The 26,526-nt window shown below is 70.7% G+C and carries 16 protein-coding genes and 6 pseudogenes; 12 read left to right on the top strand and 10 right to left on the bottom strand.

Annotated elements, in window-relative coordinates:
- The first annotated feature begins 570 nt into the window (after positions 1 to 570).
- Positions 571 to 792, top strand: coding sequence for a hypothetical protein (locus tag IG99_RS27315; protein ID WP_037678086.1), 222 nt, complete (start codon positions 571 to 573; stop codon positions 790 to 792).
- On the opposite strand, the gene IG99_RS27320 is transcribed toward IG99_RS27315, so the two are convergent.
- Positions 789 to 2,549: a S8 family peptidase gene (locus IG99_RS27320; protein WP_037678090.1), complete on the bottom strand. Its 1,761-nt coding sequence runs from the start codon at positions 2,547 to 2,549 to the stop codon at positions 789 to 791. The genes IG99_RS27315 and IG99_RS27320 overlap by 4 nt on opposite strands.
- Before the next feature lie 579 nt (positions 2,550 to 3,128).
- Here IG99_RS27320 and IG99_RS46000 point away from each other — a divergent pair.
- The gene (locus tag IG99_RS46000) at positions 3,129 to 3,632 is read left to right on the top strand and encodes an electron transfer flavoprotein subunit beta/FixA family protein (RefSeq protein WP_234311969.1); all 504 of its coding nucleotides are present in this window, start codon (positions 3,129 to 3,131) and stop codon (positions 3,630 to 3,632) included.
- A gap of 19 nt (positions 3,633 to 3,651) precedes the next feature.
- Here the strand turns inward: IG99_RS46000 and IG99_RS51425 are convergent.
- Positions 3,652 to 4,167, bottom strand: a pseudogene (locus tag IG99_RS51425) (XdhC family protein); the annotation flags it as partial.
- 19 nt (positions 4,168 to 4,186) lie between these two features.
- Positions 4,187 to 5,274 (bottom strand): annotated as a pseudogene (locus IG99_RS27330) (alkene reductase).
- 277 nt (positions 5,275 to 5,551) lie between these two features.
- Between IG99_RS27330 and IG99_RS27335 the strand changes: the two are divergent.
- From IG99_RS27335 to IG99_RS27350, 4 genes and pseudogenes are all read left to right on the top strand, one after another.
- A pseudogene (locus IG99_RS27335) lies at positions 5,552 to 6,475 on the top strand (helix-turn-helix domain-containing protein).
- Between the two features lie 677 nt (positions 6,476 to 7,152).
- On the top strand, positions 7,153 to 8,781 hold the full coding sequence (locus tag IG99_RS27340; RefSeq protein WP_037678143.1) for an MFS transporter: 1,629 nt from the start codon (positions 7,153 to 7,155) through the stop codon (positions 8,779 to 8,781).
- A 15-nt stretch (positions 8,782 to 8,796) separates the two neighbouring features.
- The gene (locus IG99_RS27345; protein WP_037678096.1) at positions 8,797 to 9,318 is read left to right on the top strand and encodes a hypothetical protein; all 522 of its coding nucleotides are present in this window, start codon (positions 8,797 to 8,799) and stop codon (positions 9,316 to 9,318) included.
- A gap of 148 nt (positions 9,319 to 9,466) precedes the next feature.
- Entirely contained in the window at positions 9,467 to 9,664 is a 198-nt protein-coding gene (locus IG99_RS27350) for a hypothetical protein (RefSeq protein ID WP_037678098.1), read from the top strand.
- 30 nt (positions 9,665 to 9,694) lie between these two features.
- Here the strand turns inward: IG99_RS27350 and IG99_RS27355 are convergent, their stop codons facing one another.
- Positions 9,695 to 10,279, bottom strand: a complete 585-nt coding sequence (locus IG99_RS27355) for a potassium channel family protein (protein WP_078947931.1) — start codon at positions 10,277 to 10,279, stop codon at positions 9,695 to 9,697.
- 286 nt (positions 10,280 to 10,565) lie between these two features.
- Here IG99_RS27355 and IG99_RS27360 point away from each other — a divergent pair, with 286 nt between their 5' ends.
- The 4 genes from IG99_RS27360 to IG99_RS27375 all read left to right on the top strand — a co-directional run bounded on the left by IG99_RS27360 (position 10,566) and on the right by IG99_RS27375 (position 13,777).
- A complete protein-coding gene (locus IG99_RS27360) occupies positions 10,566 to 11,921 on the top strand; it encodes a hypothetical protein (protein ID WP_037678101.1) in 1,356 nt (451 codons plus the stop codon).
- Between the two features lie 110 nt (positions 11,922 to 12,031).
- Positions 12,032 to 12,436, top strand: a complete 405-nt coding sequence (locus tag IG99_RS27365; RefSeq protein WP_199815606.1) for an SHOCT domain-containing protein — start codon at positions 12,032 to 12,034, stop codon at positions 12,434 to 12,436.
- Between the two features lie 14 nt (positions 12,437 to 12,450).
- The gene (locus tag IG99_RS27370; RefSeq protein WP_037678105.1) at positions 12,451 to 12,900 is read left to right on the top strand and encodes a DUF7144 family membrane protein; all 450 of its coding nucleotides are present in this window, start codon (positions 12,451 to 12,453) and stop codon (positions 12,898 to 12,900) included.
- A 43-nt stretch (positions 12,901 to 12,943) separates the two neighbouring features.
- Positions 12,944 to 13,777, top strand: coding sequence for a class II glutamine amidotransferase (locus IG99_RS27375; RefSeq protein WP_037678107.1), 834 nt, complete (start codon positions 12,944 to 12,946; stop codon positions 13,775 to 13,777).
- A gap of 294 nt (positions 13,778 to 14,071) precedes the next feature.
- On the opposite strand, the gene IG99_RS27380 is transcribed toward IG99_RS27375, so the two are convergent.
- The 6 genes and pseudogenes from IG99_RS27380 to IG99_RS27395 all read right to left on the bottom strand — a co-directional run bounded on the left by IG99_RS27380 (position 14,072) and on the right by IG99_RS27395 (position 24,772).
- Positions 14,072 to 17,335, bottom strand: coding sequence for a S8 family serine peptidase (locus IG99_RS27380; RefSeq protein WP_051865933.1), 3,264 nt, complete (start codon positions 17,333 to 17,335; stop codon positions 14,072 to 14,074).
- 333 nt (positions 17,336 to 17,668) lie between these two features.
- On the bottom strand, positions 17,669 to 19,090 hold the full coding sequence (locus IG99_RS44830) for a polysaccharide deacetylase family protein (protein ID WP_063768335.1): 1,422 nt from the start codon (positions 19,088 to 19,090) through the stop codon (positions 17,669 to 17,671).
- 155 nt (positions 19,091 to 19,245) lie between these two features.
- Positions 19,246 to 22,989, bottom strand: coding sequence for an nSTAND1 domain-containing NTPase (locus IG99_RS27390; RefSeq protein ID WP_037678111.1), 3,744 nt, complete (start codon positions 22,987 to 22,989; stop codon positions 19,246 to 19,248).
- A gap of 167 nt (positions 22,990 to 23,156) precedes the next feature.
- A pseudogene (locus tag IG99_RS46015) lies at positions 23,157 to 23,538 on the bottom strand (transposase family protein); the annotation flags it as partial.
- Between the two features lie 183 nt (positions 23,539 to 23,721).
- Positions 23,722 to 24,228: pseudogene (locus IG99_RS47870) on the bottom strand (IS5 family transposase); the annotation flags it as partial.
- A 97-nt stretch (positions 24,229 to 24,325) separates the two neighbouring features.
- Positions 24,326 to 24,772, bottom strand: coding sequence for an NUDIX domain-containing protein (locus tag IG99_RS27395; RefSeq protein WP_051865935.1), 447 nt, complete (start codon positions 24,770 to 24,772; stop codon positions 24,326 to 24,328).
- Positions 24,773 to 24,899: 127 nt separating this feature from the next.
- On the opposite strand from IG99_RS27395, the gene IG99_RS27400 reads away from it, so the two are divergent.
- Positions 24,900 to 25,460, top strand: coding sequence for a GNAT family N-acetyltransferase (locus IG99_RS27400; protein WP_037678113.1), 561 nt, complete (start codon positions 24,900 to 24,902; stop codon positions 25,458 to 25,460).
- A 42-nt stretch (positions 25,461 to 25,502) separates the two neighbouring features.
- Positions 25,503 to 26,398: pseudogene (locus IG99_RS27405) on the top strand (IS982 family transposase).
- The last annotated feature ends 128 nt before the right edge of the window (positions 26,399 to 26,526 follow it).

A 26,526-nucleotide genomic window follows, 5' to 3' on the forward strand; every position in this document is an offset into this window, starting at 1 on the left:
GGGTGGCACCTGTCGCCGCGGAGGGTGCCACGGACGGTGCGCTTCGATCCCGTAGAGCCATGCGGGCGCCGACCGCGAAATCGGCCACCTCCTCGCCGACGGCCGCGAGTTCCACGGCCGCCGCCCGTACGGGCTCGACACCCTAGCCGAGGCCAGCGGCATGTCGATCTCCGGCGTACGCACCGCCTGCACCGGCCGTGAGATCGATGCCGTCGCCCGCGAGATCGGCCGCGTACCCGACCGCCGCCGCGTCCGCCCCACGGCCGCACCGGAGCCCGAAGCCGGGATCAGGCTGGTGCGGTCGGGAAAGATGCCGACCACCGGTGCGGCGGCGGATCTCCTTGTTCAACCGTTCGTGCGGGTTGTTCGCCCATGACCCTGTTGGCGGCTTCGGCTCAGATTGCGGCGGTCAGGAGTGGGGTGATGCGGGAGGTACGAGTGCCCGAGTGCCCGAGTGCCCGAGTGACGGATGCCGATCGGCCGGCGTCAGCACGGACGATGTTGATCGCGGTTGCGGTGAGGCCATGCCGCAGGTCTCTCGGCGGAGGCTCTTCCGATGATGCGTCAGGATTGGACACCGGCTCCAGGCTGTCCGCGGCCTTCCTGGACGCCTCCGGCATGGTGGCCCCGACCGCGGTGTACACCGCCGACGAGGCCCATCTGCCCTCTGCAGACCAGCAGTTCGCAGCCCTGGCCGAACAGACCGCAGCCCGCCTTGTCCGCGGCCGCGGGCGGCGAGCTGTCGCCGGCGCTGTGCGTGCTGTACGCGGGCGTTGCCGGGCCCTGCGCTAGAAGGTCAGGTTCCAGGCGTCGATCTTGCCTGTGTCGGAGGCGGCGTTGTCGTTGACGCGCAGCTTCCAGGTGCCGTTCGCGACCTCCGAGGAGGCGTTCACGGTGTAGGTCTGGGCGATGTTGTCGGCGCCGGCGCCGGCGTGGTTGTGCAGCGTGTAGACGGTGCCGTCCGGCGCCACCAGGTCGACCTTCAGGTCACCGATGTAGGTGTGCTTGATGTCCACACCCACCTTGAGGGTGGCCGGGGCGTTGCCGGTCACACCGGTTACGGCGATCGGGCTCTCCGCGGTCGCGTTGTCGTTGATGGCGAAGTCCGCGAGGTTCTCGAAGTACTTGCCGGGCGGCGGGGTGGTCCCGACGGCCTTGAGGGCGTCGACCTGTCCTTCGCCGAAGAACGAGTTGTTGGCCGTCGTGCCCGTGCAGCGGCTGTCCGAGGGGCAGGCGATGTCGTTGGCCTGGGCGGCCAGCTTGGCGCGGAGCTGCGCCGGGGTGATGCCCGGGTTGGCGCTGGCGATGAGTGCCGCCACGCCGGCCACGTGGGGGGTGGCCATCGAGGTGCCGCTCTTGCTGCCGTAGCCGCCGCCGGGGACGGTGGAGTACACGTTGCTGCCCGGTGCCGCGACGTCAATGACGCCCTGCCCGTAGTTGGAGAACGAGGCCTTGGTGACGCCCGTGCCGTTGGCCGCGACCGTGACCACGCCCGGCAGCTCGGTCGGGATGTCGAGGCAGGCGTTGGTGATGGCGCGGGTGACCGGCGTCGAGTCGTTCGGGCTCGCGGAGTCGGTCGTCTTGTGGGCGAGGTCGTAGTTCTCGTTGCCCGCGGCGGCGATCTGGAGGGAGCCCTTGCCCTCGGCGTACTCCTGGGCGCGCTTGACGCCCTCGATGATGGCGGCCTGGTCGATGTTGTCCGGGCAGTTGAACTGCCACGGGTCCGTGTAATAGCTGTTGTTGGTGACCTTGAAGCCGTGATCACCGGCCCAGACGAAGCCGCAGATGGTGTTCTCGGCGAAGAAGAAGGAGTTGCCCGGCTCGGCGACCCGGACCGCGGAGATCTTCACCCCGGGGGCCACGCCGACGACGCCCTTGCCGTTCTTGGACGCGGCGATGGTGCCCGCTACGTGGGTGCCGTGCGTGTCGACGTCCCGCCAGGCGCCGGCACGGGTGTCGGGCTTGCCGTAGGCGCAGGAGACCGAGTCGGCCGCGTTGAAGTTGGGCGCCAGGTCCTGGTGCTGGTCGTCCACACCGGTGTCCAGGATGCCGACCGTGACGGACGCGGAGCCTGGGTTCACGGCCCAGGCCTGGTCGGCCTTGATCTGGCTCATGTCGGCCCGGACCGGTTCTCCGGCCGGGGTCGAGGCCTGGGACGGATTTGCCGGGAGCGCCGGGTTGTAGGCGTCGGCCGGGACGTCCGAGGTGCGCGTGGCCCCGACCTGCTGCACGCCGGCGACGCCGCGCATGGTGGCGGCGAATCCGCTGGACGCCGAGTGGGCGACGATCACGCCGATGGCGTCGAAGTTGGAGAAGACGGTGCCGCCGTTGGCCGCGATCGCGGAGCGGACCGCCGAACTGTCACCGGGGGCGGTGATCACGAGGTAGGCACGCGTGCCCGCCACCCAGGTCGCACTCTGGGAAGCCGGCACGGCGGCCGGAGCGTGGGCCTTTGCGGCCGGCGCGGTGGAGGGGACGACGGGGAGCGTGCCCGCGAGGGCGCCCGGGGCGCCGAACGCGAGGGCGGCACCGAGCGTGGTCGCCAGCACCAGCGTGCGTCTGGGTCGGCTGGATATGTGGGGTATCAATGCGTCCTCCGGAGACGACCCGGCCGTGCTGAGGGCAGCGGCCGGGCCGTACGAAACGAGTGGTGGATGCAAGATGTCAGGTGCATGCTCTAGTACGGAAGTACCTTTGCGCGCAGGGACGTTATAGAGGCAAGGCATGGCTGAAAAGAGATGCACTCCAGGCATCCGGGGCGATCCGCCGGGAGTTCGGCGACGTCGACCGCGCCCTGGCGTACGCCGTCGGCCTGGTGCCGGCCGTGCTGCCCGCACCAGAGCGCCGGACCCGCGCGGCGACCGACACCGCCCGCGCCCTGATGGCCGTCGGCGACGTGCCGGCCAAGTGCGTCCAGCGGCAACTCGTGGAGCGGACCGCGCCGCAGCCTCATTTGCCGGCGACGTTTCAACAGGCCCACATCGTGAGGGTTCAGAAGGGGAGCGGTTCGGCGTCCAGTGACTCCGTGTATCCCAGGCCCCATCGCCCGGGGGACGGTCTCGCGGATCGCCTCCAGGTCGGCCGTTGTACGTCGGGAGGCCGTCGACGCAGTCCGCAAGTCTCTGCAGATGGGTGCCGACTCCGGTGTTCACGTTCTCGACGACGCCATCGCCGGGTCCGACTGCATCGCGACATCGCTGGTCCTGGCCAAGGCGATCGGGCAGATCAAGGCCGAGTCCGGTGTGGACCTCGTCCTGTGCGGGATGGCCTCGACCGCCGCATCGGGCTCGGTGGTGCCGGCGATGCTGGCCGAGCGCCTCGGCGTGCCGCAGGTGACGCTGGCTTCGGCGGTGGAGTCTCAGGGCGACCAGGTCCGGATCACGCGTGGCAACGAGGGCTCCACCGAGGTCATCGGCGCGACGCTGCCGATCGTGCTGTCGGTGACCGACCGGTCCGGTGAGGCCCGATACCCGTCCTTCAAGGGCAGATGGCGGCGAAGAAGAAGCCGGTGCAGACCTGGTCGCTGTCCGACCCCGGTGTCGACGTCGGCGAGGTCGGCCTGTCCGTGGCGTGGTCGCAGGTGGAGGATACTGCGACCCCTGCCGTCAGGGCGGGTGAGGTGTTCCCGTTGACTTGGCGGTCGGTTCGGCCATGGTGGATCGGTGTGTGCGAGTCGCTCAGCGGAAGACCTGTTCCGCCGTGGCGGGCGGCGACGATCTCGGCGGCGACGGACAGGGCGGTCTCCTCGGGCGTGCGGGCGCCGAGATCGAGGCCGATGGGTGAGTGCAGGCGGGTCAGTTCGGCGTCGGTGAGGCCGATGTCGCGGAGTCTGCGGTCGCGGTCCTCGTGGGTGCGGCGGGAGCCCATCGCGCCGATGTAGGAGGCCGGCAGGCGCAGGGCCGCTTCCAGGAGGGGTACGTCGAACTTGGCGTCGTGGGTGAGGACGCAGAGCAGTTTGTCCAGCGTGATCGGAAGGTCCCGCACCCGTTTGCCGGTCGCGTGGTACACGGCGTTCGCCACGGCCGCACCGACACCCACGATCCCCACCTCGCCCGCCCCGAGGATGCCGAGGGGCGCGTTCGGATCCGGGTCGTCAAGGAAGGACACGTCGATCGGCGGGACATCCGCGTGCACGGGAACGTGATACTCGGCCAGGCTCGGGTTCATGATACGTCCGTTGCTCAGGTCATGCGTTGTCGGCGTGCAGTGCCGGGTAGTCGGTGTAGCCGCGGTGGTCGCCGCCGTAGAAGGTGGCCGCGTCGGGAGTGTTGTAGGGGCCGCCGGCTGCGAGGCGGGCGGGCAGGTCCGGGTTGGCCAGGAACAGCGCGCCGAAGGCGATGATGTCCGCGGTGCCGTCCTCGATGAGGGCGAGAGCGCCGGGGCCGGTGGTTTCGGGGTGGGTGAAGGGGTTGAGGATGAACGCCGTCGGCCAGTCCTTGCGCAGCCGGGCAGTCAGGTCGCGGTCGGGACTCTCGAGCAGGTGCAGGTAGGCGAGGTCCAGCCGGGCGAGACCTGTGATCAGCGTGGTGTAGGTCTCCAGCACGTTCGCCGGGTTGGTCTCGGCTATGTCGTTGTAGGGGTTGCCGGGGGAGATGCGGAAGCCGGTTCGGCGGCCGCCGATTGCCTCCGCGACGGCCGTGGCGACCTCGATGCCGAAGCGGACCCGGTCCGCGGCGCCGCCTCCCCACCTGTCGGTGCGCAGATTGGTGTTGGGGGCGAGGAACTGGTGGATCAGGTAGCCGTTCGCCCCGTGGATCTCCACGCCGTCGAAACCGGCGGCGATCGCGTTGCGCGCGGCGTTGGCGTAGTCGGCGATCCTCTGGGCGGTGCCGTCCCGGTCCAGTTCCTTGGGCGTGACGTAGTCCTGGGGGCCCTGGTAGGTGAACACCTGGCCCGCCGCCGCGACGGCGGAGGGGGCGACCGGGATGAGCCCGTCGGGCAGCAGGCTGGGGTGGCCGACCGGCCGGTGTGCATCAGCTGCGCGAAGATCGTGCCGCCCTGGGCGTGGACGGCGTCGGTCACCTTCCGCCAGGCGCCGACCTGCGCCGCGGAGCGCAGGCCGGGGGTGTTGGTGTAGCCCTGGCCGACGACCGACGGCTGGATGCCCTCGGTGATGATCAGGCCGGCGCTCGCGCGCTGGGCGTAGTAGGTGGCCATCAGCTCCGTCGCCGTGGCCGCGGGCGCGTCGGCGCGGCTGCGGGTCATGGGCGCCATCGCGATGCGGTTCGCCAGTGCCTTGCCGCTCAGGTCGATCGGGTCGAACGCAGTAGTCATAGCAGCTTGCTCCAAGGAACGGGGCGGGAAGAGACAGGCGGCAGCATGGGCCTGGTGGGGGAACCGGGACCTCAGCAGTCCTCATTTCGACCGGTCAAGTGGTCATGCCGACGGTTTTGCAAGCTGAGGTCCGCGCCCGGCTGCCTTCCGGCCGGGCACCGTGGCCAGCGTCCCGAACGGGCCGGCATCCACCCAGGGCACGGCTTTGCGTATGCCCGCGATGCCTACCACTGGCTGGGTCAGGCTGGTGTGCGTCCGACCCAGGGATACTCAAGGCATGGACGAACACCCCGAACCGGTGCTCGAGCCCGCCGTTGGCGCTCTGGACCCGCGTGCCGAGCTCAGCGAGTTCCTGCGCACACGGCGGGCCCGGCTGAAGCCGGAGGACGTGGGCCCGCGGAGCTTCGGACGGTACCGGCGGGTGCCGGGGCTGCGCCGCGAGGAGCTGGCGCAGCTGGCCGGGGTGTCGGTGGCGTACTACACGCGGCTGTAACAGGGCAACGGGCGGCACGTGTCGGCAGAGGTCCTCGACGCCATCGCCGGCGCGCTCAGGCTGAGCGACGCCGAGCACGCCCACCTCACGCACCTGGCGAAGCCGACGCAGCAGAAGAAGAAGCCGGTCGGCCGCACCCAGCAGGTGCGGGGCCACCTGCGGACGCTGCTGGACACCATGGACGGCGTCCCGGCGAGCATCGTGGGGCGGCGCTCGGACATCCTCGCCTGGAACCGGATGGCCGCGGCGGTCTTCGGCGACTGGGCCGAGCTGCCCGCACAGGAGCAGAACTGGGCGCGGCTGGTGTTCCTGCGGCCCGAGTACCGCGACCTGTTCGCGGACTGGGAGCACAAAGCGAACGACGTCGTCTGTCAGCTGCGCTTGGACGCCGGCTCCCGTCCGCACGACCCTCGGCTGTCCGCGCTGGTGGGCGAGCTCTCCGTGAAGAGCGAGGATTTCAGGCGGCTGTGGGCCACCCGCGACGTCACGGTGAAGTGCAACGGCGTCCAGCGCCTGCACCACCCCCTCGTCGGCGAACTCGATCTCCGCGTCGAGTCGTTCCATCTGGCCGACGACCATGAACAGATGCTGCTGACGTCCCACGCCGAACCGGGCTCCCCGTCCGCAGAGGCACTACGACTGCTGGCCAGCTGGGGCACCGACGCGACAAGGGCGGGAGCCGGGATGCCGCCGACACCCACGGCCTGATGCACTTTCGATGCGCGCTCCTCCGACCTGAACCCGCCCAACGGGCACGGCTTGCCGAGATCCGCGAAAACCTGAACGCTCTAATCGCCGAAGCCGAGACGGAAGGCTGGCTCGGCGTGGCGCACATCCAGGCGGGCCAAGCGAGAGCTTCTCCCGGCGCCACCCGATGTCACCAGAACAGATTCGCAACGCACTCTCAGGCCGGCCGTGACAGCCTGCTGTGGCCCGAGGGCCGTGGCGGACGCGGCCATGCGGACTTGTGCCGCGCCCGCCTCACCTGCCGGTCCTGGCTTCGCGGGCCGTGCAGGCGGCCGGGGTGAGACCGGTGTAGTTACGGAAGAAGCGGCCGAAGTTCGCGGCAAGGGGCGCGCCGTCATCGACGGACTGCTCGGCAGGCGGGCAGAGGGGCCTTCCGGCCGAACCTCCCCAGATTCTCCCCAGGGCTGATCGTGGTCGACTTCCGACGCGGTGCGCCGGGTGTCGACCGAAGGCTGCCGTGACCTGTTCGCGGCCCCGCCGGCCCGTGGTCACCGGCCGCACGGTGGCAGGCTCGCCCGTGGCGGGTGAGGCGCCCGACGGGCTCCTGGGCTGGGATGGAGGTGGTGGCCGGTCGGGCGGCGGTCGCCGCCCGGCCGATGTCCACGGGCGTCCCGGGCCGACTCGGCGAGGTGGAGACGGTGAGGCACTGGCGAGCTCTGATCGTCCTGGGCACGGCCCAGTTCCTGATGGTCCTGGACACGTCCGTCATGAACGTCTCCATCAGCCAGCTGGTCGAGGACTTCGACACCGAGGTCACCGCCATCCAGGCCGTCATCACCCTCTACGCGCTGGTCATGGCGGCCTTCATGATCATCGGCGGCCGGCTGGGGGACATCCTGGGGCGCCGCCGCCTCTTCCTCCTCGGTCTCGTGGTGTACGGCGTCGGATCGGGCCTGACGGCCGTGGCCCCGACGCTGTGGGTCCTGGCGCTGGGCTGGTCGGTGATCGAGGGGCTCGGCGCCGCCATGGTGCTGCCGTCGATGGCGGCCCTCGTCGCCGAGGCCTACCGCGGCCGGGACCGGGCCGTCGCCTACGGCGTGATCGGCGGGCTGGCCGGTGCGGGCATCGCGGTCGGCCCCCTGTTGGGCGGGTGGGTGACGACGTACCTCACCTGGCGGCTGGTCTTCGCCGGTGAGGTGGTGGTCGTACTGACCGTGCTGTTCTTCCGCCGAGCGGTCAAGGAGTCGCCCCACACCGGTCCGCGCCCCCACCTGGACGGCGTAGGAGCGGTCCTGTCGGCGGCCGGACTGGGGCTCGGTGTGCTCGGGGTGCTGCAGAGCGGCACCTGGGGCTGGGTACAGCCACGCAACCCGCCCTTCACGATCATGGGCTTCGCGCCCACGCTGTTCGTCGTCGGCGCCGGAGCGGTCGTACTCGCCGTCTTCGCCCGTTGGGAGCGACGCCGGGACGCCCACGGCGCCGACCCCCTGGTGCACCTGAACCTGCTGCACAAGCCCGCCCTGCGCTCGGGCCTGATGTCCTTGCTGTTCCAGAACCTCGTCCTGCTGGGGCTGTTCTTCACCATTCCGCTGTACCTGCAGGTGGTCCAAGGGTTCGACGCCTTCCAGACGGGGCTGCGGCTGCTCCCCGTGTCCATCGCCATGCTGGTCGCCTCCATGGTCGCCGCCCGGGTGGGACGGGCGGTGGGCGCGCGCCGGATGGTGCGGCTGGCCCTGCTGACCCTGGCCGTGTCCATCGTGTGGCTGCTGGCCACCGTCGAGCCCGACATCGACGACGCGCAGTTCGCCGGGGCCATGGCCCTGCTCGGCGTCGGCATGGGACTGCTCGCCTCGCAACTGGGCAACGTCGTCCAGTCCAGCGTCGGCGAGGAGGAACGCAGCGAGGTCGGCGGGCTGCAGTTCACGGCCCAGAACCTGGGCTCCGCACTGGGCACCGCGCTCATCGGATCGCTGCTCATCGGCGCACTGGCCCACGCCTTCACCGCGCAGGTGGAGGACAACCCCCGGCTGTCGGACGAGGCACGCCAGAAGACGAGTGTCGCCCTCGAGGCCGGGATCAGCTTCGTCCCCACCGACCAGGTGCGCTCGGCTGCGGAGGACGCCGGGCTGCCACCCACCGAGGTCGACGCCCTCACGGACTCCTACGCCACGGCCCAACTGAACGGCCTGAAAGCGGCGATCCTCGCCACCGGGGGGATCACCCTGGCGGCCTTCCTCGTCACACCCCACCTGCCGACCGCGCGGACGAGCCGTACGGACCCGTCCGACACCGGCGAGGCGGCCGACGCGCTCGGCCCGAGGCCCTGACCGAGGGAGGCGGCGATGCCCACGACCCGGCAGCCCGGGGCCCGCGCGGAACGCGTCGCGGAGCGCCGGGCCCGTGCCGACTACACCGGCGGTGTCTACGGATCCATGCTCGCCACCTCGGTGATCATCGGCGCCGGTACCCTGGGCTCGTTTCCGCGCCTCGAACTGGTCCTGTTGCTGTTGCTCACGGGCGTGGCGTTCTGGGTCGCGCACGTCCACGCCCAGCTGTTCGGCGCGCGCCTCGCGCAGCGCAGCCTGGACCGCCGGATCGTGCTGCACGTGTGCCGTGACGAGTGGCCGATCGTCAAGGCGGCCGTTCCGCCGGCCGCCGCCGTGGCGGTCAGTCCCCTGCTGGGCCTCGATGTGCAAGGAGCGTTGTGGCTCGCGCTCGGGGTGGCCGTGGCCGGACAGGTGGGCTGGTCGGCGGCCGCGGCACGACGTGCCGACGCGTCCTGGCACCTGGTGGCCGCCACCGCCGCGGTGAATCTGCTGCTCGGGCTGCTGATCATCTCCTTCAAGCTCTTCCTGAAGCACTGAGGCCAAGCTCTTCCTGAAGCACTGAGGCGCGTGAGGGCCCGAGGTGGTATCACCTCCCTCGGGTGAGGCCGGGTGGGGTGGCGGGGCGGAGCATCGCAGGGAAAGGGAGCGGTCCGGCCGGTCCGGGCCGCGCGGCGGAAAGCAGCTCATGCGCTACGAGATCCGCGTCGAAGGACATCTGTCGGAGACGCTGACCAAGGCCTTTCCCGAGCTGGACCACGTGGTGATGTCCGGTCAGACGGTCCTGTTCGGCTCCGTCGTCGACGAGGCGCACCTGTACGGACTGCTGGCCCGTTGTCAGTCGTTGGGCCTGCGCGTGCTGGAGATGCGTCAGCAGCCGGAGTAGCAGACCCGGGTGAGCACACCGCAAACGCACTCAGGAGTCGGGTGGTGGCCGGCGGCCCTGTCGTTGCAGGCCCACGCGGATCGCGCCCGAGAGGATGCGGGCGGCGACACCCACGATCAGCAGCCCGCCGGTCATCTGCAGCATCGTCAGCACGCGTCCCGTCTGGGACCGCGCTGTGATGTCGCCGAATCCGACGGTGGTGAAGGTCGTGAGCGTGAAGTACAGGGCATCCGTCCTGGTCAGCGGTTCGCTGAAGGAGCCGGGAGAGGCGTCCTCCAGGAGGTAGTACACACCGGCGAAGAGCACCAGAAACAGCACGAGCGTGGCGGCGAGGGCCTCGACGGCCTTCAGCCGGGGGTGGGGCGAGCGCGCGATGGCCCGCAGTTCCCACAGGAAGACCAGGAGCACGCCCAGCAGGCCGCAGGCGAGCAGCGCCGCGTCACTGGCCTGCTCGGCCTTGTCCAGCGGCAGCAGGTAGTACGCGGTGATGAGGGCGGCCACGATCCCCACGGCCCTGACGACCGACCAGGCCGACGCCCGCACCGCCGGTCGCCGAGGAGGCTTCGCCCGGCCCGGCCGGTCGGGTTCGGCCGGGCCGGCGGCTGGCTCGTTCATCCGGTGTCTCTTCGTCCGTTCGCCGCGCGCCGCCGCGCGGCTCCGAGCACCAGTTCAGCGCCCGCCGCGACCGCCGGGGATCACCCGTCCCGGGTGACCCGGTGGCGGACGGCCCGCGGGACGCTGGCGTGGACGAGCCGCACCGGGCAGGTCACGCGCCTCCCGACGCCGGACGCCCTGCCGAGACCGTCCGAAGCCTCCGTGACGCCGTGCCCCGGTTCCACCGACCCCCGACGGCGGTGTCCGTGCCGTTTCCGGGGACGGCACGCACGACCAAGGAGAAGCCATGGAACCGGGCAACACCTCAGGCCCGTCCCAGCCCGGCGGAACCCCGGAGAGCGGTCATGTCCTGACCCCGCAGGAACGCGCCGAGTACGAGCGGCTGCGCCGCGCCGCGGGTGTACGTCACCGGCGGCTGCGCAAGGCGGGGGCGGCGGTGCTGCTGCTGGTGACCCTGTTGCTCGCGCCCTTGGCCGTCGTCGCGGCCTGGGTCGACGAGGAGGTCGCCGACACCGACCGGTACGTGCAGACGGTCGAGCCGCTGGCGTCCGACCCCGACGTGCAGGACGTCGTGATCGACAAGCTCACGGCCCAGGTGGTGGCGAACGTGGACGTCCAGGCCGTGACGGACTCGCTCAAGAAGGTGCTCTCGGACGCCGGGGCGCCGCCTCGCGTCGTGGACGGCGTCGACGCCCTGACCGGTCCGCTGCGCTCCGCGGTCCAGGCCGTCGCGCAACGCACCATCACCCGCGTGGTCACCAGCGACGCCTTCCAGGAGACCTGGGTGATCGCCAACCGACAGGCGCACGCGGCCGTGGTGAACATGCTCACCGGGTCGACGGAGGGTGCCGTCCAGGCCAAGGGCGACACCATCCAGCTCGACCTCGGCACCGTGATCGACGACGTCAAGCAGCGCCTCGTCGACGCGGGCTTCGACAAGGCCTCGGCCATCCCCGATCCCGACAAGAAGATCACCCTGTTCCGCACGGACAAGCTCAGCGAGGCGCAGGACGCCATGCGGCTGCTGGACATCATGGGCACCTGGCTGCCCGTGCTGACCGTCGCCCTCGCCGCCCTCGCCGTCTGGACCGCTCCGGGACACCGGGTGATGCTGCTGATCACGGCGCTGGGCATCGGCGTGATGATGGTGGTGCTGCTGGTCGGGCTGGCCGTCGTGAGACGGATCTACCTGGACGCGGTCCCGGCGTCGACGCTGCCGGAGAACGCGGCCGCGACGATCTACGACACCTTCGTCCGCTTCCTGCGCGACAGCACGCGCACCCTGCTCGTCGTCTCCCTGATCACGGCTCTGGCCGCCTACCTGTACGGTCCCGGGAGGGCGGCCCGTGCCGTACGGTCGCTGTCCCAGCGGGGGGCCACGGCGGCGGGGGAGGCCATGAGCGGCGCCGGACTGCGCACCGGAGCGGCCGGCCGCTGGCTCGCCGCCCACCGGTCCTGGACCACCGGCATCGCCATCGGCGCGGGCGCCCTGGTACTCGTGCTCTGGAACCACCCGACGGTCGGTGGGGTGGCGCTCGTCGTGGGCCTGGTCCTGGTCGCGCTGGCGGTGATGGCGGTGCTCGCGGCCGCGAACCCCACCGAGGGCGAGGGCGCCCACGCACCGGGGCGCGCGGTGCCCTGACTCACCCGCATCGGGTGAGGACGGCCCGCTCTTGCCGTGCGCACGCTGAGAGTGGCACGGAACGGCTGCCGGGCCCAGGCCCGGCACGGAGGAGAGATGAGTTGAGTGGGATGTACCTCGCCTACGACTATCCGCTGCTGAGCGTCTTCTGGTCCATGCTGTGGTTCTTCCTGTGGATCATGTGGTTCATCCTGCTCTTCCGGGTCGTCGTCGACATCATCCGCGACGACCAACTGAGCGGCTGGGCCAAGACCGGGTGGCTGGTGTTCGCCATCGTGCTGCCCTTCCTGGGTGTCTTCGTCTACATCATCGCCCGGGGCAAGAACATGGGGCGCCGGGAGGCCGCGCAGGCGCGCGCCCAGCAGGACGCCCTCGACTCCTACATCCGGGAGACGGCCCAGGCACCGTCCAGCAGCGTCGACGAGCTCGCCAGGCTCTCGGAGATCCGCGCCCGGGGCGACATCTCGGACGACGAGTTCCGCCGAGCGAAGGAACAGGTCCTCGCCCGACACTGAAACGAGGCAGCAGGATGACCGCCACACCCACCGCGCCCCCGCACTCCGCCCAACAGGACTGGGCACAGGGCCTGACGGTATTCGCGGCCGTCATGCTCATGGTCGCCGGCCTACTGGCCGTCTGCCGGGGCATCATGGCCATCGCCGAGGACGACGTCTTCGTCGCTACGCGCAACTACGCCTTCGAGTTCGACCTCACCGGCTGGGGCTGGGTCCACCTGGTGCTCGGCGCCCTCGCCGTGGTCGTCGCGTTCGGACTGTTCCAGGCGACGCTGTGGGCGCGCGTGGCCGGCGTGGCGATCGCCGCGCTCGTCATCATCGCCAACTTCCTGTCCCTGCCGTACTACCCGGTCTGGTCGGTCGTCATGATCGCCCTGTCGGGGTTCATCATCTGGGCGCTGTGCGTGGCTCGGCAGGACGAGTCCTCCGACCCGTTCGACCGGCCGCCGGCGGGCGGGCCGTGAACACCGCCCGCCGTACCCGTCACGAACCGGAAAGGCGGTAGCCATGTGCCGATGGCTGGCCTACTCGGGAACGCCCGTCCTGCTCGACACCATCCTGTACAAACCGGAGCACTCGCTCATCGACCAGAGCCTGCACTCCCGGCTCGGCGTCGAGACGACCAACGGTGACGGGTTCGGCGTCGGCTGGTACGCGACCGACGTCGACACCCCCGCGGTCTACCGGGACACCGGCCCGGCGTGGAGCAACCGCAACCTGCGGGAGATCGCCGACCACGTCCGCTCCCCGCACTTCTTCGCGCACATCCGGGCCACTACCGGTACCGCGGTGCAGCAGACCAACTGCCACCCGTTCCGTCACGGCCGCTGGATGTGGATGCACAACGGGGCGATCGCCGAGTTCACCCGGATCCGGCGCGACCTCACCATGGCGATCGACCCGGGACTCTTCCCCGGCGTCGAGGGGTCCACGGACTCCGAGACGATGTTCTACCTGGCGCTCACCTTCGGTCTCGAACAGGATCCGCCGGGTGCCGTGGAGCGGATGGCCGGTTTTGTGGAGGAGGTCGGGCACAGGCACGGTGTGGAGTATCCGCTGCAGATGACGGTCGCGGTGACCGACGGGGAGCGGATGTGGGCCTTCCGCTACTCCTCCCAGGGAGCCTCGCGCTCGCTGTACTACAGCACCGAGGTGGACACCCTTCGCGCACTCCACCCCGACCTGGCCTTCCTGCGCGGGGTGTCCAACGAGACCCGCCTCATCGTCTCCGAGCCCCTCGGCGACCTCCCCGGCGCCTGGAACGAGGTCCCCGAGAGCAGCTACGGCGTCGTCCAGCACGGAGCGGACGATCTACGGGCCTTCTCTCCGCAGCCGGTGTAGCGCGCAGCGCTGAGCCGCTTCTCCGGCAGCTCCAGGCTGCGGCCCCGCGGTCGTCGGGCGCCGGGAGGAACTCGACCGGCTCGACACGGTCCCGCCGGATCAGATCCTTGGAGACGACGAGCGGCGTTCTCACGCATCGGGCCAGAACGGCTGAGAGCTCGAATGTCCGCCCGTCTCCATCGATCCGGTCGCCGCGGCTCACAGCCCGGCCGGCCCCGGACGCGGATGTGCTTCCCGCCGAACCTCGGCGGGAAGCACATCCGCGTGGACGGATCGGTTGCATGGCCGTGACGGTCAGTGGGCGGTGGCGATGCGGTAGGCCCGTACGACGGTCTGGGTGACGGTATTGCCTGTCTTGTCCGCGGCGCTGATCCGCAGGGAGGCGTAGCCGGCGCGGCCCGGGTGGTGGAGCAGGGCGTCGGCCGTGGCCCCGTGCCGGGTGACGGGGACGGTCCTCCAGGTGCGGCCGTCGTCGTAGGAGACCTGGAGGGTCAGCCGGGTGACGGGTGTTCGCTCGGCGCCTGAGGGGCGTCGCACGGTGAGGGGGAGGTGGAAGGCGCGGCCGGCGGGAGCGGCGCTGGTGAGGTCGACGGTGCCGCCGACGTGCACGGTGAGCAGCGGCAGCGCCGAGGACGCCGAGCCGCGGGGCCGTGCCGAGGTGAAGCCCCAGGTCACCGAGGAGCGGGTGCCGAGCGCCGTCCAGTCGGCCGTGCGGGTGGTGCGGGCGGTGAGGGTGTAGTGACGCCGGGCGCTGCCGGGGGCGGTCAGGACGATGTCCGCGGGGTCGGTGGTCCGGTCGATGACCCGTCCGCCGGACGAGAGCACCGCCTCTCCGGTCAGAGCATCACTCTCCGGGGAGTCGTCGAGTTGCTGCCCGGTGCCGGTGGCCGCGTAGGGCGTGAGGTCCAGGACCAGGTCGCTGCCGGTGCGTTCGGCGCTGTAGACGGCGGGCCCGACCGGGGCCCGGTTCCAGTCGATGCGGTAGGTGTGGCCGGCCTGGTAGCGGCGGACCGCGCTGGTCTCCTCGTGGTCCGGGAGGCTGCCGTCGGGCCTGTTCTCCGTCGTCCCGAAGATGTCCAGGTAGTGCGTCCAGCCCGACCCCGGGGAGTAGTACTCGGTCACCCGGCTCGGCAGTGCGGTGCGCAGATCCGGGATGAACGGCATCAGCTCCTCCCCGGTCGAGGGTATGTCGGAGCGCACCGCCACGGCTCGCCTGCCGCCTTGGGAGGCATAGGTGGCGTGCACGCCGGCCAGCTCTCGGTCGTGGACGACGGGATTCGTGCCGGTGGGGACGCCGCCGTTGTGGGTGGTGCGCAGGGAGTAGCGGTAGGCGCCGCGCGCGTCCGTGCCCGTGAGGGTGGTCGAGGCGGCGTAGGCGACGCGGTGGCCGGTGGCCGGTGCGGTGGGGATGGCGTACAGGGTGGCCTTGCGTCCGGCGACCACGGTGAGGGAGTAGGAGTCGGTTCCCCGCACAGGGTCCAGTGCGACGGTGGCCGAGGTGGAGATCGCGGTGGCGTCGGGGCGGTCGATGCGGGCGCCGACCTTGTTGGCCCTGCGGCCGTCGAGGGTCACGGCGCGGTCCTGGTCCGTGCGGATGCCGGTGGCGGCGAACAGGGTACGGGTGCCGGTGGTGGTGCCCAGGCTGCCGGGAGTGGCGAGGCTGTCGTCGACGCCCAGGATGTCGTAGTCGTCCACGGGCAGACGCAGCCGGAACGTGCCGTCGGAGCCCAGCCTGATGGCCTGCTGGATGCCGGTGCGCGGGCCGAAGACCGTCAGCAGTGTGCCCGCGGCGGGCTTGCCGTCACGGTTGAGGCCGGTGATGGTCAGGGTGTGCCGCTTCGGTTCGGCGAAGAGACCGACCGCGGTGCGCACCGTGGTGCCCTGGGCGGTGGCGACCACGACGCCGCCGTAGCGGCCGACTTGTGCCGTGGTGGTGCGGCCGGTGACGGTCGCGGTGGCGGTGCCGTGGGCCGGAACGGTCAGGTTGGTGGCGCCCAGGGAGAACAGGCCGGCCGGGGCGGGCCTGCCGCCGGGGCCGTACAGGTCCAGGGCGAGCTTGAGGGTGACGGCCTTGCCACCGTCGTTGCGGTAGGTGATCTGGCGGGTGGCGGTGGCGCCGGCGTGCGGCCAGGTGAACAGGCCCAGGTTGACGGCGCCCGAGCTGGCGTACACCTTCTGCGACAGCGCCCGCGCGACGTCGAGGCGCCCGGAGCCCTGCTGGAAGGCGGTCAGGTTCTTGAGGCCGTGCGTGGCGGACGTCAGGGCCTGCTTGAAGTCGGCGGCCTTCCAGGTGGGGTGGGCCTGGGAGAGAAGGGCCACGGCGCCGGTGACGTGCGGGGTGGCCATGGAGGTGCCGGACGCCTGTTCGTAGTAGGGGTTCTCCGTCGGGACGTCCATGTTGGTGCCGTCGGCGCGGGCGCCGATGATGTCCTCGCCGGGTGCCACCAGGTCGGGCTTGACGGCGGCGTCACCGAGCCGGGGACCTTGACTGGAGAAGTCGCTGAGGGTGTCTCGCTTGGTGCTGCTGCCCACGGTGAGCGCGGCCTCCGCGCTGCCGGGGCTCTCCACGGTGCCTTCCACGCCGTTGCCGGTCGGCCCGCCCTCGTTGCCCGCGGCCACCACGAACAGGGTGCCGGTCTGCGCGGTGAGCCGGTTCAGGGCGGTGGCCACGGGGTCGGTGCCGTCGGTGACCGTGTCACCGAGGCTCATGTTGACGGCGACCGCGTGCTGGGCCGCGGCCCACTCCATGCCGGCGATGATCGCGCTGTCGGGGCAGGAGCCGTCGTCGTCGCAGACCTTGCCGATGAGCAGCTTGGCGCCCGGAGCCACTCCCGCGTACTTGCCGTGGGAGGCCGCGCCCGTGCCGGCGATGGTGGAGGCGGTGTACGTGCCGTGGCCGAAGCCGTCCTTCATACCGGTGCCGGTGAAGTCCTTCGTGCCGGCGATCCGGTCCTTGAAGTCGGGGTGGCTGGCATCGATGCCGGTGTCCAGGTCGGCGACCAGCACGTTCTTGCCGGTCACGCCGGACTTCCAGACCGTGGGAGCACCGATGATCCTGTTGCTCTCGTCGTCCAGAACCCTCGCCTCGCCGTCCAGCCACAGCTTGCTGACGCGGTCGGACAAGTCGCCCTTGCGCAGCGACTGCCACAGGCCGCCGGTGCTGCTCTTGGGCTGGGTGAGGGTGCCGCCGTTCAGGGCGGGCAGCGTGCGGCCCAGGTTGGCGCCGTGCGCGGTGAGGGCGGAACGGGCGGACACGGTGCCGCGCCGCTCCGCGACGATCAGCGGCAGCGTGCGCGAGCGCGCGTCGTCCCGCCCGATGCGGATCAGCTCCGTGATGTCGAACAGCCGCGCGTCCAACGTGCCGGCGCCCAGCGGCCGTTCGGCATCCGCGGGTATGACGCTGATGTGCCGGGCCCCGGAGCGAGCGGTGCGCACGATACGGAAACCCATGTCCTCTCGCCCCTTGCCGGGCAACACCGACACGGCCGGAGCCGCGCCGTCGGCACGAGGGCGCAGCACGACCCGGTCTCCGGTGATGAGGGTGACCGTTCTGGCCACCGTATTCCCCGTCTCCGCCCGGTGCCCCAGCCGAGTCGACACCTCCGTCGGGGCGGCAGCCTGTGCGATCGGTCCCGAGACAGCGACCGAGACGGCTACCACGCCTGTGAGCGCGGGAATTACCCCCCACTTGACTGATTTGTGCAACGTATACCCCTTCGGGATCCGGCCCTGGGTCCGGGAATGTGATGGATCGTCAAATGAACTGATCGCGAGTGGATTTCAGGTCGCCATGGGCCTCAAGGCAGGAGTTCGACCGCGTCGGTAGGCATCCGGGGACTTGATCCAGGCGCTCACCGGCGGACGTGGGGACGGCCGAGAGGCGTCGTGGGCTCAGAGGGTGGCGCGCAGGTGGCTGACGGTGACGAAGTGGTAGCCACGTGCGGTCAGCGCGCGCAGGATCTGCGGGAGGGCCGCCACGGAGGTGGGGTGGATGTCGTGCATGAGGACGACGCTGTTGCGCTGAGCCTTGCCGATGACGGTCTGGGCGACCTTGGCGGAGTCGCGGTACTTCCAGTCCTCGGTGTCGACGTCCCACAGCACGGGGGAGAGCCTCGTGGCCGACCGCACCGTGGAGTTGAGGGCGCCGTAGGGCGGGCGGAAGAGAGTGGGCTCCTGGCCGGTGGCGGCCTTGATGGCGGCGCTGGTGCGGTTGAGCTGGTAGGCGGCCTGCTCGGACCTGAGCTTGGTCAGGTCGGGGTGGTTCCAGGAGTGGTTGCCGACCTCGTGCCCGCCGCGGGCCTCGGCGCGGACCAGGTCGGGGTGGGCGGCGACGTTCTGGCCGACGGTGAAGAAGGTGGCGCGTGCCTTGTACTGGGCCAGGTGGGTCAGCAGGGTGGCGGTCTCCGGTGCCGCCGGTCCGTCGTCGAAGGTCAGCGCGATGCACGTGACCTTCTTGCAGTCGGTGTCGTCGTCGCCCGAGGCGGTGTGCGTGGGGGCGACCGGTGCGGGGGGCTGCGTGGCGCCCAGGTCGAGCGAACCGCCGGGCGTCACGGTCTGCCGCTGGGCGCGCTTGCCGAAGGCGGAGAGCCAGGGGGTGACCGTCTCCTTGGAGAGCGTCACCAGGTAGCTTCCGGCGGCCGGAGTCCCCACCTCGCCGCGGTCGAAGGTCACCCGCAGTCCGCCGTCGGCGGTGAAAGCCATGTCGTCCGGCGCGCTGGCGCGGGTGGCCGGGTCGGAGAACGTGTCGTCGAGGGAGGCGGCGTCCACGCCCTCGCGCCCCTTGAGCCGCTCCTTGAGGCCCGTGATGAAGGCGTCCCGGGACCCTTGGGCGATGAGATCGGGGGCCGTGCGGTAGGTGCCGGCCTTGCCGTCGTACCAGTACGTCCTGGCGGACTGCCCGTCCGCGGCGGCACTGCCGTCGCGCGTGGTGAGCCGTACGCCGAGCACGTCTGCGGAAGCGACGAGGAACTGGTGGCTGATGTTGAGCTCGCCGTCCGAGCCGTTCTCGCACGCGCTCTCACGGAAGGTGGCCAGGCGGCCCTCCACGTCCTTCTTCATCGCGGCCGTCATCGCCTCCGCGCCGGGCACGTCGGGGTAGCTCGTCGCGAAGGGGCAGGACCTCTGCTCGCTGCTGTCGTTGACGATCTCCAGGCCCTTGATGCGCGACGGGTCGACGGTGCGGATGGGCGAGGGGGAGGCCGCGGTGGCGCGCGGGCCGGCGGATGCAGGCTCCGGCGAACCGGACGAGCAGGCCGTCGTGAGTGACAGCGCGCCGAGCAGCAGAAGCGAGGGCATGAGGGTGTGAGTGCGCATTGACCAGAACCTGGGGTGAGAGAGGGGCGGACGCCGTCGGCGGGCGCCGCGGGTCGTTCTGGTCACGAGCGTCCAGGTCACAGGCGTTTTTCAGCGACCCTCGGCGGCCCCCTGAAAAATGCGGTTCCGTCGCGCGCTCACTTGCCCCGGCAGCGTCAGCCGCTTGTGGCGCAGACGTTCTCGTACGGCGCGTCCGGCACGTAGGTCCGCCACTGCGCCTCGGTCAGTCCACCGCCGGTGCGTGCGCAGATGGTGCGGACCGCCCGGTCCGGGGCGATGTGCAGACGCCAGAGCGGGACGTCGGGGCCGCTGGCGTAGACCGTGCCGCCATCCTCGGCGAAGGCGAGGGCGCGGATCTCGTCCCCGGGTGTGGGCAGGTCCGTTCCGAGCAGCTGTTGCGTTCCGGTGTCCCACAGCCGGAGGGTCCCGTTCGCACCGCCGACGGCCAGCGTGCCGCCGTCGGAGGAGAAGGCGATCGCCTCCACCGCCTCCGGCTCGCCCTGGGAGACCGTGTCGGAGGTACCGGTCACGGCACCCGTACGGCGACGGACGTCGCCGTCCCACAGCGTGACGTGCCCGCGGGAGTCGCCGACGGCGAGCCGGGTGCCGTCGGGACTGAACGCCAGCGCGGTGACCTCGCGGCCGTCGGCGAGCGCGCGCCCGGAGACCTTGCCGGTGCCTGGATCGGCGTACTGGTCGTCCGAGGACACGAGCAGATGTCCGTCCGGCCGGGAGGCCAGTGCCTCCCCGGAGAGGCCGCGTACGGTCCGCGTCCGCCGCCGGTCGTCGGTGTTCCAGACCTCCGTCATGGTGGTGCCGGCGGCGGTTCGGGCGGCCAGCAGCGTGTGGCCGCCGGGTCCGAGGGCGAGGGCGGCGGCCGGTCGGTCCGCCGCGCCGGCCGTGTCGAAGGACGTACGGACCCGGTGCGCCCGGACGTCCCACACGGTGAAGCGCAGCCGCAGGGCGCCGTGCGAGGACACGGTGTCGGCGATGCCCAGCTCGTCGCTGTCCGGGCCGAAGGCCAGCAGAGGGGCTTGTTCGTCGGACGCGCTCGGCAGCGCACCGAGCCTCGCGTGGGCCACGACCGCGCCGGTCCGCGTGGCACGCAGCTCGAAGCGGTAGCCGTTGCCGAACCGGGTGACGGTGGCCAGCGCGCTGCCGTCGGGACTGAGCGCGCTCGCGTCGGCCGGAGTGCTCTGCCACCGCGGGCTGAGGCGGTCGGTCAGGTCGAGGGTGTGGACCGTGGCGCCGTCCAGGTAGCTCAGGAGGCGAGACGTCCCCCGGTCCCAGGCGAGCCCGGTGGCCTCGTCCTTGGAGAGCGGTCGGCCGAAGGCGCGCGTCCCGCCGGTGGCCAGTCTCCATACGGCGAGTTCGTGGTCGTCAGCCGTGGCCAGGAACTCTCCGTCGGGCGAGAGAGTCGCCTGGGTGAAGCCGGTGACTCCGTCACTGGCGAAGTCGGCGACCGCCTGGCCGGCGCGGACGTCCCAGACGAGTGCCCTGGTGCCGTAGACGGCGGCCAGTCGGCTGCCGTCCGCGCTGAACCGCAGCAGCCGTGAGCCGTCATCCGCGCCGGAGCCGGTGCCACACACGGTCTTGTCCGCCTTCTCCCATGCCCCCGGCAGCCGTTTGTGGTCGGCGGTGTTCCAGAGCTGGAGCGGTCCGTCGGCGGGGCAGAGGGCGAGCAGACGGCCGCCGGGGCCGACGGCCGCCGAGGTGAGGGTGCCCGGGAGATCGGTGGTGAAGAGAACCTTGCCGTCGCCCGTCCGATGCAGCCGGACCGGGCCCGCTTCGTCCGTCGGCCCGGCGAGATACGTGGTCCCGTCAGGGGAGCTGTCCCAGACCCATGCATCCCCCAGCTCGGCCGCGCTTCTGCCCGACGGAAGGTTCCACAGCCTCCCGCCCCCGTCCGGGCCGATGACGACGAGGGACCGGGAGTCGGGCCCGACGTCGCCCACCTGTGTGCCGCTCGGCAGGTGGTAGGTGGCCCTGATTCCGTGGTCGGCGACGTTGCGGGCGGTCACCGTGGTGCCGTCGACGCTGAGCAGGGTCCGGCCGCCGTCGGAGAGGAAGCGCCGGACGTCCTTCCCGGACCGGGGGTCGGTGAAGGCATCGCGTTCCGGTTGCGCCAGGGCGCCCAACAGTGCGGAGCGGGACTCGGTGAGCGGCGCGGTCTTCCAGGCGGCGACGCCGAGCAGGGCCGCGGTGCGGGGATCGGTGGAGCGCAGGCTGTCCGCCACGGTGGCCAAGCGACGGGCCGCGGCCTTGGCGGACTCCTCCTGGCTCACCTCATTGCGCTGCCAGGCGATCAGGCCGGCGGCCAGCGCAAGGACGAGGAACACGGACAGACCGACGGCCAGGGAACGGGTCCGGCGGGCGGTACGGGTCTCGGCTTCGCCTTCGGCGTCCCGGGCTGCGAGGGAGGCGGCGAGGAAGGAACGCTCCAGTACGGTGAGATCGTCGTTCGACCGCGCCGGCTCGTCATCGTTCTTCTGCCGGGCGAACAACTCCTCCGCCCGGGCCAGCCGGGTGCCCCGGTACAGCGCTCCGGGATCGCGTGCCAGTTCTTCCCAGCCGCGGGCCGCCTCACCGAGCCGACGCTGCTCGCGCAACCGTTCCCGGTCCACTTCGATCCAGCCGGCGAGGCGCGGCCAGCCGGTGATCAGTGCCTCGTGCGCGAGTTCCACCGTGTCGCCGTCAAGGGTGACGAGACGGGCGGCTGCCAGGCGTTCCAGCACGCCCTGCACGCCGCCTCCGAGTTCGGCGCGGGACGCCGGACGGCGGGTGTCGGCCGTGCCGTCCCCAGGAGCGATCAGCCTCAGCAGGATGCGCCGGGCCGTACGGCCCTGCTCCACCGCCAGCCCGCCGTACACCTCTTCGGCGGTGGCGGCGATCGCACCGCGCACACCGCCCGTCTCCTCGTACGCCGCCAGGGAGAGCAGCGGGCCGCGGCGGCGGGCCCAGGTCTGCAACAGGGAGTGGGACAGCATGGGCAGGGCGCCCGGCTGGTCGACGATCTCGTCGATGATCCGGGCCGTGAGAGAACGTTCGACGTTCAGTCCGGCGGCCGCGGCCGGTCCGGTGATCACCTCGCGCAGCTCGTCCCGGCTCATCGGTCCGACCAGGAGGTTGGCCCGGCCGACGGCCGCGGCGAGCCCACGGTGGTCGGCGCAGTGGCCGTAGAAATCGCCTCGAACCGCGAGCACCACGCGCAGCCGGCTGTCCGGCTTCCTGGCGGTGAGCAGGAGATCGAGGAACCGGTCGCGTTCCGCGCGGTCGTGGCAGAGGGTGAACAGTTCCTCGAACTGATCGACGATCACCCAGGTGTCGCCGTCGCGCTCGTCTGGGACGAGGGCCTTCTCGTGCGTGTGCGCGGGCCGCCCGCCGGGGGTGAGCACGCGGATCACAGCGGGCCGTTCGGCACCCTCCGCCTGGCGGAGCAGGGGGATGAGACCTGCCCGCAGAAGGGAGGATTTGCCGCTGCCGGACGGCCCGAACACCGCCGCGAACCGGTCTTCACGCGTCAGCTCCGCCAGCTCGGCGACGAGCGCCTCCCGTCCGAAGAACAGGTCGCTGTCGGCGGGTTCGAACCGGGCCAGCCCGCGGTACGGGGGCCTCTCGTCCGGAGCGGGCGCACGGACGGCGGCTTCCGCCTCCCGCCAGCGCCGTTCCCACTCGTCCGGGTCGGCGTCGAGCGCCTCGGCGTACGCCCGCACCACAGCCAGGGACGGCAGCTGATCACCGGCTGCCGCCTGGGACATGGCGGTGATGGAGTAGCCCGCTCGCTCGGCCATCTCCCGGTACGGAGGCTTCCCGGCCTTCTCCCGGAGGCTCCGCAGCTCATGAGCAAGCCGCTGTATGGGACCGGCGTCGGGATCGACCGGCTTCTCACGTCGTCCCACCGGGGCACCTTTCACCTGCGTAAATCCGAACAGAAAGGCAACAAGCTACGTTTTTCGCGAGGTTGCCCGCAATCTCGGCCGGCCTGTGAGACTGCCCACGGGACGACTGATCACCAGGCGCGCTCGACGGTCCGGCCGACGCTGACAGGTCGTTTTCTCCCGATGTTTCACCCTGGAACAGATGATTGGTGCAGCTTTGCTCGGGCGCGCCAGGAGATGGTGGTCTCGCTGGTGGGGCGGCGGGCCACGAGGTCGGTCATGGCCAGGTGGATCATGGCTTCGGAACGGGCCGGGAGGGTTTCCTGGTCGCGGGCCAGACGGCGGTGGAACATCCGCCAGCCGCAGGTGCGTTCGACTGCCCACGTTTCGACAGCGGGGTGAAGCCTCTGGTCCCGGCCGGGCGGGCGACGATTTCCATGTCGACGCCAAGAGCAGCGGCGTGCTCGACGAGGCCTGGCGGTAGCCGCCGTCGCCCCCTGCTGTGCGGATGGCGGGGTGGGCGGCGGCGACCTGGTCGAGCAAGCGGGTGCCGGCGGCCGAGTCCGCGCTCTGGGCGTCGAGCACTTGAAAGCCTCACGCGCGATCGATTGAGACTTTCAGCGAGAGTAGTCACTCAACAATGCCTGTGAGCTGGGAACCTGTCGGGAAGTACGAGCCGGACAAGCCTTCACAACATCACTTGCACTCGCTGCGTGAACGCTCCAGTTGACCTTCAGCGACATGAGATGTCTTCGTGGTCAGTCCGCCGCGGGAACGGCCGAGTGCTTCGCCTGCCACACCGCCTCCGCCAGGAACGGACGCAGGTGCAAGTGCGCGCGCACGTGAACTGATCTTTTGTGCGGCCCCTTTTGAGGCACTCCGCGCTGCTGGTGGCGGGCCTATCGGAGCCCCTGCTGCGTGCTGGTGAGCGCGGATCGAGGTGGAGTCGATGTTGATGTTCCAGTCGATGTCGCCCGCTGCGTCAGCGACGGCCTGGACGTGCTGGAGCAGCCGCTCCCAGGTGCCGTCGGCAGACCACAGCGCATGGCGTTTATGGATGGTCTGCCACGGGCCAAAGCGTTCGGGCAGCTTGCGCCACTGACAGCCGGTGCTGAGCCGGTGGATGATCCCGTTGACCACCTGGCGGTGGTCCCGCCACCGGCCGCACCGGCCGTTGCTCCTGGGCAGCAGCGGCGCGAGCACCGCCCGCTCACCATCCGAGAGGTCCCCCTGCTGAGCATGACCAGAACAACGAGTCACTGGCCGCAGAGACACCTGATCACTGAGGCGGCATGCACCAGCCCGCTCGATTCCACAGCCTTACGTGCCAGCTGTGGAGGCGACCAAGCGACGACGCTCATGCTTCCAGACGATCCAGCCAGGCGTCCTGGCCGTCCGCCAACGGGAAGGCCAGGGGCAGCGGCTCGAAACGGCAGTGGAACGTCATGCCGTTGTCGCGCCCCGCGCCCGTCACGTGGTGGTCCCACGCATCCGGGACATCTGCGTCGTCGTCCACTTCCAGTTCGAAGAAGGTGGTGTGGCGGGGGAAGCGGCGGATCGGGTGCGGCGTGTGCTCCTCCGCGAGGGGGCGCAGCACCCGCACGCAGGTCAGCCCGCACTCCTCCGCGACTTCCCGCAATACTGCCTTTTCCAGCGGCTCCTCCGGGGCCACACCCCCCGCAGGGACGTGCGTGCCGGGCGGCAGGTCCGCGTCGTGGTCGAACACGAGCAACTCCACCGACCGTCCCGCGCGCCGGCGCAGCACGTAGGCAGCCACCCGGATACGCAACGTCAACTCCCGCATCCCCGCAGCGTAGGGGTTACGCATCCTCGATCACGCGAGATCTCCTAGACGAGGAGTTCCTAATGGTCGTAGGCGGTCAGTGATCGGCTGGCCGCCTGGCCGGTGCGGTTGCGCTTACGCTGAGGTCATGGAGAAGATCGAGACTGCCCGCCTCGTGCTGCGCCGACCGATCGCCTCGGACCTCGAACCGCTTGTGTCGATCAACGCGGACCCCGAGGTCATGCGCCACATCGGTGATGGCCGCACGCGTACCCGCGAGCAGACCGAGGCCGGTCTCGAGCGAGCGATGACCGAGTGGCGAGAGTGCGAGTTCGGCATGTTCTCCGTCGAACTCGCGGACACCGGCAAGTACATCGGTTGGGTGGCGCTGGCCGTTCCCGCGTTCCTGCCGGAGGTCCTCCCCGGGGTCGAGATCGGCTGGCGGCTCGACCGCCGGCAATGGGGACACGGTTACGCGACTGAAGCCGCCGAAGCGGTGCTGCGCTACGGCTTCGAGGACTGCGCTCTCGAACGGATCGTGAGCATCCGAGACGTCGCGAACGAGGCGTCGCGCCGGGTGATGGAGAAACTGGGACTCCCCTTCGCCTTCGAGACCACGGTTCCGGCACACGGCCAGCGCGTCGCCGTCCACGCTCTCATGCGCGAGAATTTCGATGCGCGGCGCACGGCCAAGACGAGAAGTCGCTAGGGCAGCAGCCGCATAGGTGGCAAGGGCCTCGATGATCGGTGTGTGAAGACTGACATCGAGACCCTCATCACGGCCCTGTACGTGAAAATCGACGACGAGTTGGTCACCGACCGCTGGTGCGGGCGTCCACCGCTGTTGTCCGACTCGGAGTTAGTGTGCCTGGCGGTGGCCCAGGCGTTGCTGCAGGTACATAGCGAGGCACGCTGGCTGCGGTTCGTCGGGCAGCGCCTGGGCGCCCTCTTCCCGTACCAACCCAAGCGTCCTGGCTATAACAAGCGGCTGCGCGCTGCGCTCCCGCTGGTCAAGCGGGTGATCCGCATGCTGGCCAGGGACACGGACTTCTGGCTGGACACGGTGTGGATCACGGACTCGACCCGGTGCCGTGCGGCATGTCCAGGCCCACGGTCAAACGCTCCGACCTGGCCGGCTGGGCCGGGTACGGCTACTGCGCGAGCCACTCTCGGTTCTTCTGGGGCCTGCGCCTGTACCTGGTGTGCACGCCATCCGGGATGCCGATACTGTGGGCGCTGGCCAATCCCAAGCTCGGCGAACGCGAGGTGCTCGCCGCCATGCTGGAGGTCGAGGCCGACGTCGCAGCGGAGCACCCAGGCGTGCTGCTGATCACGGACAAGGGCTTTGCCGGGGGCGCGTTCGAGCGGATGCTGGATGACCAGCATCGCATCACCCTGCTGCGCCCCTCACGCAAGGACGAGGCCAAGCGCTTCGGCGAGCCGATGCTCAAGTCGGTACGCCAACTGATCGAATCGGTCAACGACACCCTCAAAGGCCAACTCGACCTCGAGCGCCACGGCGCACGCACCTTCGAAGGCGTGGCCATCCGCGTTGCCCAACGTGTCCTGGCCCTGGCCGCGGCGATCTGGCACAACCACCGTACCGGCCAAGCGGTCAGCCGATCACTGACCGCCTACGACCATTAGGAACTGCTCGTCTAGATCGAAGAGACAGGCCCTAGTAGGGCTTGGTCAGGTTCGTATGGGGGTGGGTATGTCGCGGTGGCAGGTGGGGCAGGCACCGGTCCAGAGGGCGAGGAGTGTCTGTAGCTCGC

Origin of the sequence: Streptomyces griseus subsp. griseus, from assembly GCF_000720255.1 — a bacterium.
Taxonomy (GTDB): Bacteria; Actinomycetota; Actinomycetes; order Streptomycetales; family Streptomycetaceae; genus Streptomyces; species Streptomyces griseus_I.

Coding starts and splice junctions, on each gene's coding strand:
- IG99_RS46000 (WP_234311969.1), top strand. CDS start 3,129: ATGGGTGCCGACTCCGGTGTTCACGTTCTCGACGACGCCATCGCCGGG.
- IG99_RS27345 (WP_037678096.1), top strand. CDS start 8,797: ATGCCCACGACCCGGCAGCCCGGGGCCCGCGCGGAACGCGTCGCGGAG.
- IG99_RS27350 (WP_037678098.1), top strand. CDS start 9,467: ATGCGCTACGAGATCCGCGTCGAAGGACATCTGTCGGAGACGCTGACC.
- IG99_RS27355 (WP_078947931.1), bottom strand. CDS start 10,279: ATGAACGAGCCAGCCGCCGGCCCGGCCGAACCCGACCGGCCGGGCCGG.
- IG99_RS27360 (WP_037678101.1), top strand. CDS start 10,566: ATGGAACCGGGCAACACCTCAGGCCCGTCCCAGCCCGGCGGAACCCCG.
- IG99_RS27365 (WP_199815606.1), top strand. CDS start 12,032: ATGTACCTCGCCTACGACTATCCGCTGCTGAGCGTCTTCTGGTCCATG.
- IG99_RS27370 (WP_037678105.1), top strand. CDS start 12,451: ATGACCGCCACACCCACCGCGCCCCCGCACTCCGCCCAACAGGACTGG.
- IG99_RS27375 (WP_037678107.1), top strand. CDS start 12,944: ATGTGCCGATGGCTGGCCTACTCGGGAACGCCCGTCCTGCTCGACACC.
- IG99_RS44830 (WP_063768335.1), bottom strand. CDS start 19,090: ATGCGCACTCACACCCTCATGCCCTCGCTTCTGCTGCTCGGCGCGCTG.
- IG99_RS27395 (WP_051865935.1), bottom strand. CDS start 24,772: ATGCGGGAGTTGACGTTGCGTATCCGGGTGGCTGCCTACGTGCTGCGC.
- IG99_RS27400 (WP_037678113.1), top strand. CDS start 24,900: ATGGAGAAGATCGAGACTGCCCGCCTCGTGCTGCGCCGACCGATCGCC.